The organism is Sulfurovum sp. XGS-02 (assembly GCF_023213175.1).
Taxonomy (GTDB): Bacteria; Campylobacterota; Campylobacteria; order Campylobacterales; family Sulfurovaceae; genus Sulfurovum.
The window spans coordinates 1,120,026-1,132,837 of record NZ_CP093312.1 but is presented as its reverse complement, the minus strand read 5'-3'; the positions used below and the strand labels follow the sequence as shown (position 1 = coordinate 1,132,837).

Here is a 12,812-nt window from a genome sequence, read left to right as displayed (position 1 = left end):
TATAAATAACTTAGAGAACTTCAACACTTTTATTTAAAGCAGGGAGCCAGTCTATTGATATAAAAGGTCCACCTTCTTTTTCTTTACAGCTTTCTAAAGGTTTTACTGTCATATTCGTTACTTTGTGACTATGTATGTTTCGTTTCTTGATTTCAACATCATACATATCATCTTCATAGACAGCATCAATTAGATATGTATAGTTACTCTTTGGTGTAACATAGGAACCTAATGTTATATTTTGTGATCCTGAAAGCAATGACATTGTCTTGAAATTAATACGAAGATAATAGTGTTTATTATTGATAAGTGCAAACTTATTTATCCCGTTATGGAGTTTCATTTCCCCTTTCATCTTCTGATCACATGGTCCATCCAATTCATACACTTCCAAATATGTACTGCTGTCAGCCTTAACATTTACAACAAGGTTTTTCTTACCCTCCTGTTGATAAGCTCCTGCTGAAGAACAACCATTCAGGAGGAATGCTATACTGGTAAGGGTATAAAATAATAATATACGTATCATATTCATGGTGCAATATTTGGACATGATCTAGATCCGGTTTTTGCCCAATTCTTTATAGCATTAACAATATCCTCTTGAACACCCATCAACATTGAACCACGATAAATATCAACTTGTGTTTTATTACCTTTATTATGTAAATCTACAACTGCAATGAAATAACCGTCTTTGAAAGCCTCACCGTAAATAGCAGAGGTCATACCTGACTGTAGACTATCTGAATCACCTTTTACTTCTAAAGTAGATAATGTACGGCCTCTTTTAAACTTTGTTTTATAGTACATGGTGTCCGTACTTGTTTGCATGTAGTATCCATTGTGTGTTGTACTTGTATGTTTAAATGCTTTATTTAAACATTTATTTGAATTCCTTTGAAGCAAACTAGCAACTTTATAATATGGACGATTTACAACAAAGCTATCCTTTTTAGTACTAAACATACCACTGCCGACTGAATCACGAACCTCTTGAGAAGTAGTCGGTGATGATGAACTTGCACATCCACTAAAGACAGCTGTCAACAATAGAGCGCTGGAGATTATTATAGTTTTTTTCATTAAACATCCTAAATTTTGAAGTTTAAGATTGTAACAAGGTTAAGATTTAATTAAGCTTTTCTATTTCCTAATTCTATACAATAATTTATTCTAATATAAAAAAGGGGGGGGGAAAGATAAATGATTTTTAATAAAAAGAGACCTATTGAAGTCTTCATCAAGGCATAAGTAGAGTTATTATGCATATTTGGCTAGAAAGGCATTGAGCTGATTTGCAAAGGCATGGGCATCTTTTGGACCAAATGCCTTGGGTCCGCCTGTCATCTCACCACTCTCTCGAATACTTTCCATAAGATTTCTCATGGCCAGATATTGTTTAATGTTATCTACGCTGTAGAGCTCACCTCTATAGTCTATGGCATGCGCATCCTTACTTACGATCCTGTCTGCAAGTGGGATGTCTGCAGTGATGACAAGGTCACCAGCCTCACATAATTCTACGATATGATGATCTGCCTCATCAGCACCCTGATCTACGATGATGTATTCGATGTGTTTTGATTGACCAATATGGATCTTTTTATTGGCTATGACCTTGGTAGATAGGGCCAGACGTTCTATGCTTCGTAAGACGATGGGTTTAAGAAGATTGGGGAACGCATCACCATCAATGAAGAGTGTCATAGGATCTCTTTGACTCTACCGACTTCACCGGTATTCAAACGTACTTTGATACCGTGGGGATGGGTAGGGGAATTGGTGAGGATCTTCTGTACTTTGCCATAGGTAAGTCTTCCTGTTCCTTGATCTTCTTTCAGTACCACTGCAACATCCAAACCATATTTGATATTTGCTCTTTTTTGCCCACCAGTCATTTTAAGCCTTTGGTTCGTAGTTCAGTATTTTTTTGACTGTCTCCACAGAACAGAAAAAGAGTGCATCAAACAGAGGGTTTAATTTTGTTTTATGCTCATCTATCGTATCAAAAGGTTGAAAGAGAAACCCTGGTCCATCTTCTTTATGGGCAGGTTTTACATGAAAAACAATAGGTTTTAAAGTACGTACGACATTGAGTATCTTTTTATAGCTCTTCGCATCAGGATCGGGTAGAAAATTGTCTTGAGCATTCTCATTGACACGTGCTTTAAGCAAAAGTTGGAGCTTGTCATTGAAGATCACCTTATTCCATTTGATCGTACCAAGATCCATATCAAATTGACAATTGCCTGCCGTAAGTGGATGAGGCTTTGTTTCACGTATGGCTTCTAAGAGATGAAGAAAGAAGTTCTTTCCTCCAAAGTTGTTTGCACACTGTAAAAGTTGTTCATGGTAAAGCTTTTTTTCTTCATCTGTTAAAGCGTTGAAGTCGCACATAGCACTTCCTTGTATTTTTTTGCAATTATACCCGAATTTGCAGCTTGTATATATTTAGTTTGTATGGTTATAATCTTCTTATGCTAAATGAAAAACGTATAGACCGTATTGATGATGTATTGAGTAAAAAACAACCTGACCTGCAAGTGATGCTGGACAATGTCCACAGTTCACAAAACCTTTCAGCTATTATACGTTCAGCTGATGCGGTGGGAGTACTTGATATTTACTACACTAGCAAGGCAGATGAAAGTCTTCGTATCCACAAAACGATCACACAGGGTGCACACAGATGGACTCACCGTTACCGTATGCATGATGATAAGAAGGCAGCATTTATAAAGGGAAAAAAGGCGCAGGGTTTTCAAGTAGTTGTGACCCATCTTGATGAACGGGCTGTCTCTTTTCGGCACGTAGACTATACAAAACCGACACTGCTTGTGATGGGAAATGAAAAAGATGGGGTTTCTGCAGATATAGTGGAGTTGGCTGATGAAGTCATCATCATCCCGATGTTAGGGATGGTACAAAGTCTTAATGTCTCTGTTGCCACGGGTCTGATACTCTATGAAGCGCAAAGACAACGTGAAGATGCCGGCAGTTACGATACTTCTGTTTTGAGCCATGAAAAAAAAGAAGAGATAAAAGCAGAGTGGATCTATAGGGATACCATTGTTCGAAAGAGTAAAGGCCGGATAATGTCAGAGTTCAATGATGAGATATTGGATTTTTAATCTACACAATGGTTACACTTTTATACTCTATGATACAATAAATTGAAAGGATTTACATGTTAAGTAAAACACAATATTTAGGGCTAATTACGGTGGCATCTTCCACTTTGTTCTTCTCCGGATGTACAACCTATCATTCAGGGTACTATAATACCGGATATTATGACCCGGCGCCTTACTCTAGTGTGAGGGTGTCTCTTTCAAACTACAGTTATCCATATTATTATGGTGTACCATATTACTATTACAGTGGGATCTACTACTATGGTGGATATTACAAAGATGGGTATTACTATTATGGAAGAAGAAAGTTCCGTCATGGACACTATTATCACAATAATTATCGTTACTATAATGGACGCCGTTATCGTGCAGTAGAGGGTAAGTATGGATATTATAGAAGTAAGGCTGCCTACCAAAGATCAAGTCACTACAGAAACCGTGATCGAAATCGTGACTATAATAGAGCGTACACAGACAGAAGAATAAATGACAGAGATACTGTACGAACAACGACCAGAGTGAATCAGGATGGACAACGTGTCAGAACAACGACCAGAGTGAACCAAAATGGAGAACGTGTGAGAGTCAAGACCAGAGTGAATCAGAATGGTGAACGTGTGAGAGTCAAGACCAGAGTGAATCAGAATGGTGAACGTGTGAGAGTCAAGACCAGAGTCAACCAGGATGGAGAACGTGTTAGAACAAAGACCAGAGTCAACCAAAATGGTGAACGCGTTAGAACAACAACCAGAGTCAATCAGAACGGGGAACGTGTCAGAACAACGACCAGAGTCAATCAGAATGGTGAACGTGTGAGAGTAAAAACCAGGGTGAACCAGGACGGAGAACGTGTTAGAACAAAGACCAGGGTGAACCAGGATGGAGAACGTGTTAGAACAAAAACCAGAACAAAAACAAATGAGTCAGAAAATAGGTCTGGAAGAGAGTAGAATACTCAGAGATTTTTGAATATGTTAAAGCGTTCCACCTCTTAGCGAGGTGGAGAAATAAACTTATTTTAGCTTTCCGTTTCCGTAGTGTTCAAAAAAGTAGTTAGTAATAATATCTGCATCTTTATCAGTAATAGGTGCCTTAAAGTGTACGATCATTTTGTCAACTTTCCCACGCCAGAATGCTTTAGACTGTTTCCCGCTGTTGATCATGTATCCAAAAGAGTGACAAGTAAGACAATTCGCTTGTACCGCGTCAAAACCTTTACCCATTTTTATAGGAAAAGGTACATAAGGAACCTCTACTTTTTCTTTCACTTGAGCAAAAAGTGGTGTAGCAATAAGCATTGCTATTAATAATAATTTTTTCATGTCCAATTCCTTATACAACTTCTACGGTAACTTCATCGATACCATTATATTTATATCCACCATGATTCCATTTGATATCTTTTGCAAATGGTTGTTCATCACCTATCTTGTTGATCGCTTTAGCCATAATAGTGACTTTCCCAAATGTGTTTGGTTTATATGCGAATCTAAATGCTCTATATGCATAACGCCCAAGTTTACCATCATCAAGAATAGCTTTATCCCATGTTTTTCCACCATCCGTTGAAATAAGTACATCTTGTATACCATGTCCATCATCCCATGCTACACCACGAATGACAACATGAGAGTTGTGAGATAAAATAGAGTCTCTAGTCGGATAACCAATGACAGACTTCACATTCATCTTTTTGATAGGTTTTGTCGTAGGGTATCTTTTTTCCGGAGTCTCTGATTCCGTCGCATTATCAGGTACACGATAGGCAACATCCATAAAGAAGAGCTTCTTGTACTCATTAGTCACGGTGATATTTGAAAGCATTTTTACCCATGAGTCAGAGTAGTATCCCGGCAGTACAAGTCTAAGAGGATAACCATTGAGGTACGGCAGATCTTCACCATTCATTTCATATGCCAAGATAACATGGTCATCAAGTTCACTTAGTTCAAGTTCACGTACAAACTCAGGTGTTTCATAGTAAGCAGCTCTTTCTGAACCATTAAATCCTATCCACTTTGCATCTTTTTTGAGTCCTGCCTGGTCAAGAATATCACTTAAACGAACACCTTTCCATGTTGCACATCCCATAGCACCTGAACCCCACTGGATACCGCCGGCGATCGGTTTAAATGCAGAACGGCTGTTACCACCACATTGAAGAACAGCTGTTACTTCTACCTGTTCAAATTTTGTTTTAAGGTCATTCAGTGAGATATGAAGTTCTTTCTCTACAAGTCCGTTGATATGGATAGTATAGGTATCCGGATCGATATGTGTCGGGATATCCGGCATATGCCAACGTACAAAGAACTGGTCATTTGGCGTAAGTGCAGAGGTAAATACCTCTCTAGGTGTTTCTAACAAAGGAGGTCTGTCAGAATACATGATCAGTGGTCTTTTTTCAGGAAAAGCAACCTTTGATACTTCTCTATTATCAATCGGTTGAGTTGTTTCCCCAGCATCTAGTGTACTAGTTCCTACAGCTGCTGCACCAGCAGTTACAATAGCTTTTTTAAAGAAGTCTCTTCTTTCCATAACATACCTTTCAGTTTGAGATAATAAATTTAATTTATTATTATTGAGATTATGGGAGATTCTCTCTTAATAGATACTGAAAATAGGGCTTTTAGCGGGCCAAATATACCTTTTTATCTAGATATACCTATTATCTCACATTTTATTATCAATCATATTTACTTATGAATAAGAATATATTGATAAATGTGATTTAAACAAATTTTTTACTCTAATGTATTATAGGAACGATCACCGGCATCTCCTAATCCAGGTATAATAAATTTATGTTCATCAAGTTTATCATCGATCTGTGTGATAAATACATCTACATTTGGATGTTTATGGTCCAGTATGGCCATTCCTTCTGGAGACCCTATGATGTTGAGCGATATGATTTTTTTTGGCGATTTCCCTTCAATAACGGATATCGCATCACAGAGAGATCCTGCGGTCGCTACCATAGGATCAACGATAATCACAGTTTTGCCTGCACACTCAGGGATACGGTCATAGTAAAGAATACTCTGGTGGGTATCTTCATCGCGTTTCATGGCCAGAAACCCGGAAGATGCTTTTGGAAATAGTGCTGTGACAGATTCTATCATAGGAAGACCGGCACGCAAAATAGTGACAAATATGATATCTTCTTCCTTAATAAATCCAAATGTCTCCTCACCTTGCCATGTCGTGATAGTTTGATCATAGAGTGTCTCATTTTTCAGGGCTTCGTAGACAAGAAGTCGAGATAACTCTTGAATAATATGCCGAAAACGCAATGCATCTGCTTTCTTTTCTCGTAAATGGTTCAATAAGGTTTTTGCAACAGGGTTGGAGAGTTCATAGATCATAACAGTCCTTTCACTTTCAATACTTTATTATAGCCAAACTCTATACTACGGAATAGTACAGTCCTACACAAAATATATGCTTTGCACAAAGAGTTATGATAGAATTAGATGATATAGAGTGTACAAAGGTTAGAAATGGCAACAAAAAAAACAAAAGATACACCGAAAATAAAGAAATCCAAAATCGGATTTGATGATATTGTAGGGCACAAGCATATCAAAGAGCGTCTGAAGGGTATTATTAAGATCATTAAAAATCCGAAAATGCTTGAACGATTTGATACTCCCGTTCCTAAAGGTCTGCTGCTCTATGGTCCCGTAAGTGTTGGGAAGAGTATGCTTGCAAAAGGATTTTCAAAAGAGGCAGGAGTCTCTTATCTTGAGATATCAGGTTCAAAACTTTTTGAACTGGAGTATATCAAAGAGGTATACGATATTGCTTCCAAAAATGCTCCCTGCACCGTGATACTGGAAGATATTGATATAAAAGGCATTGTGCAGGGTGCGATCACCAATGTCTCCTTTTCAGATATTGCCAAGATCATGGAGTCTGCAGATGAGCGTGTTTTTACTTTTGCAACAGCGGAGAGCCTTGATGAGATCGATCCTATACTCACTTCACCGCAAAAGCTTGATTTTTTGTTGGAGGTTTTGGAGCTGGACAAGGATGCAAGAAGGTTTTTCATAGAAAAGATCATGGAAAAACCTCATGATCCTAATATAGATATCGAACGAATAGTGCGCTATATCACCGGTATGAGTGCCCTGGAACTTGAAAGAATAGGGCGTATGGCAGCTCTGAGCGTAGTAGAACAGGACAAAAAGCATATTACAGAAGAGATACTCATTGAACAGATCAATATCATCAAGTATGGGCATAAAGTTGAAAAGCAAATGGTTGAAACACTTGAGAAAGAACTCAAAATGACAGCTTATCATGAAGCAGCACATGCAGTCCTTTCAGTACTACTTTTGCCCCATATCAAAATTGAGCAGGTGACCATCTCTCCGCGAAGCAAGATGCTTGGTTTTGTCTCATACAATGAGGAAGACCAGTTGTCCAATATCTCGAAGATCGACCTTTTCCATGATATTTGTGTGCTACTCTCCGGACGTACAGCAAAAGTAAAAAAACTAGGGGATGATCAGATGGACAGCGGCGCACAAAACGATCTCTCACAAGCCTCTTTACAAGCCTATGCTGCCATTACAACCTTGGGGATGGATAAAGAACTGGGCTATATAAACCTCAATGCGATCAATGCATTAGATAATTACTTCCTGGAGCAACAAATAGAAAAAAGGTTTTTACATTGGATGCATGTAGCAAAACAATATAGTGAACAATTGGTTGATGCGCATTGGGAGAAGATAGAAACGTTGGCACTTAAGCTTATTGAACAAGAGATAGTAGAGAGTACTGAACTTGCTGAGATAGTCGGTGATGAAAAGATTACCTGTGAGATCCCGGACAGTTTATGAAAAAGTAGACATATAAGTACGACTAATTTTTATGCTCTTTTAATTGATAGATGATGTTATCAGATGTAAATACAGAAAATATGTTTATCGGGAAGCCGGAGGAACGGATTGCTCTTGCACTCCATACATTACAATTATTGAACAGATGGAACGATCCTTTTGCACGATAGAATTTACTTGTGCCGTATAGCCCTTTTCCCAATTTGATAGGCTGTCCTTGTTGGTTCAATGCAAAACTATTATGGATGACTTTTACCATTCTGATAAAACCTGCATGGGAAAGTTTTAACGGGACTACCTCTTTGTTGGGAAAATAGGTTACGGGATCTGTCTGGAATGCAGCGACATGGATCACCGAATCCGTAGGCCAAAAGAGTGCTTTTATACCCATCCAAAGCGTATTTGGATCCGTTTGATAATAGGTCTCATCTCCCCAGCCTATCTCTAAATATCGAGCAGTTTTAAAATCATCGAATGCAGACATATAAGGGGTTGCATCCTCATGAGGCAATACAATACCTGTATGCAACCCATGATTGACAACATAAACTGTTGTGTTATCAGTACGATCCGGATCGGGTGGATAAAATTCGCTGATAGGTTTAGTGCAACCGGTCAAGAGAGTAACAGACAAAACTATCAAGCTTGTCAGTATGTTATGTAGATAGTAGTTACACACCATAAGAGACCTTTTTAAACCCTTTCATTAAAACACTATTATACCTTATTGAGATTTGCTCTTTATTCACACGATGTACTCTTAATGGTATCGATTTTATATTATTTTCTGTACAATAAAGTATGGATGTACATAATTTTTTTCTCATACTTTTCTTAATATTGGTCACGGCAAGGATCCTGGGTGAACTCTTTGCCCGATTGGGCATACCTTCTGTACTGGGTGAATTGAGTGCAGGTATACTTCTGGGTGTCTCAGGTTTTGGTCTTGTAGAGGTGAACGATGTACTCAAAATACTGGCTGAGATCGGTATTCTTCTTCTGCTTTTTGAAATTGGGTTGGATACTGATATCGCACGTCTTAAGCAAGCAGGTGGCAAAGCGATCATTGTTGCACTGTTTGGTGCAGTGTTTCCCTTTACTGTTTCCGCCTTCGTTGCCTACTATCTATTTGGTTTGACACTGGTTGTCTCACTCTTTATTGGAGGTACACTGACAGCGACGAGTATAGGGATCACGATGAGGGTACTGAAAGATCTTAAAAAAGAACATTCTGAAGTTGCCCAGATCGTCATTGGTGCGGCAGTACTCGACGATATATTAGGTGTAATAGTTCTTGTTTTTATCTACGACTATGCGATCACACAAACATTAAGTCTAACAAATACATTGAATACAACGGTATTTATCTTATTATTTTTTTTACTGGCTCCTGCCTTTGCACATTTTATCTCTCATTTTATGAGAAAATTTGATGAACATAAAAAAGTGCCTGGGTTCATACCTACGATCATCATTTCACTGATAGCTATTTTTGCTTATATGTCACATCTTTTCGGTGCGCCTGAAATTTTAGGTTCATTTGCTGCGGGAATAGCACTTTCAAGACGTTTCATACTTCCCTTTGGAATGGGGTTACAACATGATGAAGTATTTTTAGAGAAAGTAAAAAAGGCCATAACGCCTATCGCACAGATGTTTACGCCTATCTTTTTTGTGATGGTAGGGTTATCGATGAACTTAAAAGTGATTGACTTTACCTCTATAACGTTTTGGAGTTTAGCATTTGTTTTCCTGGTGATCGCGATTATTGGAAAGTATATAGGTGCTTTTTTACTCAGAGACACAGGTGCATTGAAAAAAGCATTGATCGGTATCTCTATGATACCACGTGGAGAAGTTGGGCTCATATTTGCTGAAGTAGGGCGTGTAAACGGCATACTGGGTGATGAGATCTATGCCGTTTTGATCTTTGTTATCATTGTAACAACTATTGCCCCGCCATTTTTACTTAAATGGCTTTTCAAGTACGAAGAGGAGTGATCACAGTTGCTTGAATTGGAAAGTGCTTAAAGTACTATGCCTTTGATCATAAAAAATATGGCTGCTGAAAGTACAGCAGAAGCCGGTACTGTGATAACCCATGCAGCGATGATCTTTTTCAATGCATCCCTTTTGACATATTTTACTTTTTCAATGCTTTTTATATGTTTTTTAGCTGCCTTGATGCTCTCTTCTTCCTGGTCAATTGCTTTATAAAGATCAACGATTCTTTCATAATCTGCTTTTGTTTTATCTGTTTTCTCTTCTAATGTCTTGAGTTCACTGCTGTATGCTTTTAAAACTTTCTTTTCATCTTCAATATTGATCTGCTCTTTTTCCATACGTTCTACTTGTCCTGTAGATTCGAGATATTCTCTTAAAAAACCTACGCCGAATATACCTCCGACCGCAATATGAGTTGAAGAGACAGGAAGACCCAATTGAGAAGCAATGATCACTGTAATGGCTGCGGCAATGGCTACTGAAAATGCTCTCATTTGGTCCAGTTCTGTTATTTCGCTGCCCACTGTTCTGATGAGTTTTGGTCCGTAAAGTCCAAGCCCAAGAGCAATACCAAGGGCTCCGACAGCCATGACCCATAAAGGGATACCCGCTTTAGCTGAAATACCGCCTGTTAGCACGGCATCATTGATCGCTGCGAGCGGACCAATGGCATTGGCAACATCATTTGCACCATGCGCGAAACTTAAAAGCGCTGCAGCAAAGATGAGCGGAACAGTAAAGAGCAAATTAATGGAATCTCTTGTGTTATGAAGATTGGTTGCCCTTTTTGAAACCGTATTTCTTAGTATAATATAGACTATTCCGGCTACAATAAGTCCAAATAGAGATGCAATAAGGAAAGAGGGTTTTTTCTCATCAGGAAGAAACTGTAAAATTTCTACGATCGAAGGCCAGATCTTTTTGAGGCCCTTAAGTGTTAAATAGGTCACAAAAGACCAAGCCATAATGGCTACGTAAATAGGTACCCATTTCCTTGCGGCTGCAACCTTGTCATTTTGAAATATAATTGTTCTTTTAATGGTATATAAAAATATTGCGGCAATTACACCTCCAAGCACTGGAGATATGATCCAGGAAGCGGCTATTTGTCCCATGGTACTCCATGAGACGATAGTGAATCCGGCTGCCGCAATACCTGCACCCATGACACCACCTACTATCGAATGGGTGGTTGATACCGGCGCTTTCATCATTGTGGCAAAGTTCAGCCATAGTGCAGCTGCTAAAAGGGCTGCGATCATGGCCCAAATAAACGGATCAACATGCGTATCGAATGCATTGATATCTATGATACCTTTTTTGATAGTATCGACGACATCTCCACCGGCTATAATGGCACCGCTTGCCTCAAAAATAGCTGCAATCACGATCGCACCACCCATGGTAAGTGCTTTTGAACCAACCGCTGGCCCTACATTGTTTGCAACATCATTTGCACCGATGTTCATAGCCATATAGGCACCAAAGAGTGCTGCGATAGCTAAAAACATACTATTGGGTATATGCCCTGAGCTTACAAAACTGTAGGTTAAAACCGCAACGAGGAAAAAGAGTGCAAATCCAAGTCTGATGAAATCAATACCGCTACTCTTGATTGCTGCTTTTTCTATTTTCTTGGCCATACGTATCATAATCTGTCTATTTCATCCTTTTCCTGCAAGTCAATTTTATTAGTATACCCCTACTAATCTTAGTAGTGTCATAGATAAATCATATTTCCAATTTCTTTATATTTAAGAATAATTAAAATAAATTTTATGTTATACTATATAATAACCTAGCGGGTTAAAACTATTAAAAAGAGGAGTCGTTGTGGATATTTTTAGTATAGTAGTCGGAATTATTATTGGTGTAGTAGTCGGTGTTTTTATTGATGTAGATATGTTTTCAAAGAAAGCTGCGGATAAGGAAATGAAATTTGATGATCACAGTCCGGAGAACGAAGGAAAATAAAACTCGAAAATCCTCGTCCCAAACGTGCTTTAGGACGAGTAAACCATAGGTTATACTATAGCTTTAATCACGCGTTTACAAAAACTTTCAAAGTCTGGTAACTTCAAACTACTTTCACGCTGTTTTGTTCCCCACATAGGTTCAGGGAAGAAACTATCCTCTTCAAAACGTGCCATGATGTGCCAATGTACGTGGGGAACATAGTTACCAAAACTGGCAATGTTGATCTTTTTAGGTTTGTAGTAGGAGAGCATCTCTTTTTCTATGATCTCCAAAAGCTCATAGATTTCGTGTTTTATCAAAGCGGGTACTTCACTCATCTCTTTGTAAGCGTGCTGGGTAAATATCTTGAGCCAAGGTATTTCGCTCTCTTCTATTTCAATTCTGATATTTTCATTTTCATAGATCACTGACATTAACGTATCTTTCTTAGTGTGTTTTTTCCAAGCTTGTAAATACTCGAGGCTTGTTTGGTCTCTTTGATCGGTTCTATAATGACATCTGCCATCTCTCTGGCAAACGACTCATCATAGGCTTCATTACTTAAATTGGCCGAAGTTGTATAGGCCCATTTGAGACGGTCTAAGAGTAATAGATGATGTTTGTCTTTTATCACGCGGTACGAATCTCCACTTGGCATGATAAATGTTGTTTTTTTTGCTCTTCGCACCTTGTTTTTGTGTATATGAGGTACCCGGGTAAATGTTTTGAGTGTGTGGAGGGAGTTCACTGCTTTAATGTAATACTTGTGAGGAGGGCGTTGTTTGATTTCTGTGAGTTTGTCTGCATTTTGAGAGACAAAACCGATCGTGGTATCGGTTTGTGTCAAAAAAACTTTATTTTCCAT

At 38.5% G+C, this 12,812-nt stretch carries 17 protein-coding genes; 5 read left to right on the top strand and 12 right to left on the bottom strand.

The genetic code is table 11. The features are described 5' to 3' along the window. Positions 1 to 10: 10 nt before the first annotated feature. From MN086_RS05720 to MN086_RS05700, 5 genes are all read right to left on the bottom strand, one after another. Positions 11 to 535, bottom strand: coding sequence for a hypothetical protein (locus MN086_RS05720; RefSeq protein ID WP_248575053.1), 525 nt, complete (start codon positions 533 to 535; stop codon positions 11 to 13). Continuing rightward, entirely contained in the window at positions 532 to 1,086 is a 555-nt protein-coding gene (locus MN086_RS05715; RefSeq protein WP_248575052.1) for a hypothetical protein, read from the bottom strand. Before MN086_RS05715 ends, MN086_RS05720 begins: the two co-directional genes overlap by 4 nt. A gap of 177 nt (positions 1,087 to 1,263) precedes the next feature. Beyond that, positions 1,264 to 1,710 (bottom strand): YaiI/YqxD family protein, encoded by a 447-nt coding sequence (locus MN086_RS05710; RefSeq protein ID WP_248575051.1) that lies wholly within the window; start codon positions 1,708 to 1,710, stop codon positions 1,264 to 1,266. Continuing rightward, positions 1,707 to 1,901 carry a YwbE family protein gene (locus tag MN086_RS05705; protein ID WP_248575050.1) on the bottom strand — a complete coding sequence of 65 codons (195 nt, stop codon included), beginning with the start codon at positions 1,899 to 1,901 and terminating at the stop codon, positions 1,707 to 1,709. Before MN086_RS05705 ends, MN086_RS05710 begins: the two co-directional genes overlap by 4 nt. A gap of 1 nt (position 1,902) precedes the next feature. Continuing rightward, the gene (locus MN086_RS05700) at positions 1,903 to 2,400 is read right to left on the bottom strand and encodes a hypothetical protein (protein WP_248575049.1); all 498 of its coding nucleotides are present in this window, start codon (positions 2,398 to 2,400) and stop codon (positions 1,903 to 1,905) included. 80 nt (positions 2,401 to 2,480) lie between these two features. Between MN086_RS05700 and MN086_RS05695 the strand changes: the two genes are divergently transcribed. Further along, on the top strand, positions 2,481 to 3,134 hold the full coding sequence (locus MN086_RS05695; protein WP_248575048.1) for an RNA methyltransferase: 654 nt from the start codon (positions 2,481 to 2,483) through the stop codon (positions 3,132 to 3,134). Between the two features lie 56 nt (positions 3,135 to 3,190). After that, a complete protein-coding gene (locus MN086_RS05690; protein WP_248575047.1) occupies positions 3,191 to 4,087 on the top strand; it encodes a hypothetical protein in 897 nt (298 codons plus the stop codon). 63 nt (positions 4,088 to 4,150) lie between these two features. Here the strand turns inward: MN086_RS05690 and MN086_RS05685 are convergent, their stop codons facing one another. From MN086_RS05685 to upp, 3 genes are all read right to left on the bottom strand, one after another. Then, positions 4,151 to 4,459 (bottom strand): sulfite:cytochrome C oxidoreductase subunit B, encoded by a 309-nt coding sequence (locus tag MN086_RS05685; protein ID WP_248575046.1) that lies wholly within the window; start codon positions 4,457 to 4,459, stop codon positions 4,151 to 4,153. Positions 4,460 to 4,469: 10 nt separating this feature from the next. Further along, a complete protein-coding gene (locus tag MN086_RS05680) occupies positions 4,470 to 5,675 on the bottom strand; it encodes a molybdopterin-dependent oxidoreductase (RefSeq protein ID WP_248575045.1) in 1,206 nt (401 codons plus the stop codon). A gap of 206 nt (positions 5,676 to 5,881) precedes the next feature. After that, positions 5,882 to 6,505 (bottom strand): uracil phosphoribosyltransferase, encoded by a 624-nt coding sequence (gene upp, locus MN086_RS05675; RefSeq protein WP_248575044.1) that lies wholly within the window; start codon positions 6,503 to 6,505, stop codon positions 5,882 to 5,884. Positions 6,506 to 6,640: 135 nt separating this feature from the next. On the opposite strand from upp, the gene MN086_RS05670 reads away from it, so the two are divergent. Then, on the top strand, positions 6,641 to 7,987 hold the full coding sequence (locus MN086_RS05670; protein WP_248575043.1) for an AAA family ATPase: 1,347 nt from the start codon (positions 6,641 to 6,643) through the stop codon (positions 7,985 to 7,987). A 22-nt stretch (positions 7,988 to 8,009) separates the two neighbouring features. Here the strand turns inward: MN086_RS05670 and MN086_RS05665 are convergent, their stop codons facing one another. Beyond that, complete coding sequence (locus MN086_RS05665) at positions 8,010 to 8,630, bottom strand: DUF2459 domain-containing protein (RefSeq protein WP_248575042.1); 621 nt, start codon at positions 8,628 to 8,630, stop codon at positions 8,010 to 8,012. Positions 8,631 to 8,788: 158 nt separating this feature from the next. Here MN086_RS05665 and MN086_RS05660 point away from each other — a divergent pair, with 158 nt between their 5' ends. Then, positions 8,789 to 9,988, top strand: a complete 1,200-nt coding sequence (locus MN086_RS05660) for a cation:proton antiporter (RefSeq protein ID WP_248575041.1) — start codon at positions 8,789 to 8,791, stop codon at positions 9,986 to 9,988. Between the two features lie 26 nt (positions 9,989 to 10,014). On the opposite strand, the gene MN086_RS05655 is transcribed toward MN086_RS05660, so the two are convergent. Beyond that, on the bottom strand, positions 10,015 to 11,643 hold the full coding sequence (locus MN086_RS05655) for an inorganic phosphate transporter (RefSeq protein WP_248575040.1): 1,629 nt from the start codon (positions 11,641 to 11,643) through the stop codon (positions 10,015 to 10,017). A gap of 181 nt (positions 11,644 to 11,824) precedes the next feature. On the opposite strand from MN086_RS05655, the gene MN086_RS05650 reads away from it, so the two are divergent. Continuing rightward, complete coding sequence (locus tag MN086_RS05650) at positions 11,825 to 11,965, top strand: hypothetical protein (protein WP_248575039.1); 141 nt, start codon at positions 11,825 to 11,827, stop codon at positions 11,963 to 11,965. Between the two features lie 50 nt (positions 11,966 to 12,015). On the opposite strand, the gene MN086_RS05645 is transcribed toward MN086_RS05650, so the two are convergent. Further along, positions 12,016 to 12,381, bottom strand: a complete 366-nt coding sequence (locus MN086_RS05645) for an HIT family protein (RefSeq protein ID WP_248575038.1) — start codon at positions 12,379 to 12,381, stop codon at positions 12,016 to 12,018. Beyond that, a complete protein-coding gene (locus tag MN086_RS05640) occupies positions 12,381 to 12,812 on the bottom strand; it encodes a Sua5/YciO/YrdC/YwlC family protein (protein ID WP_248575037.1) in 432 nt (143 codons plus the stop codon). Before MN086_RS05640 ends, MN086_RS05645 begins: the two co-directional genes overlap by 1 nt.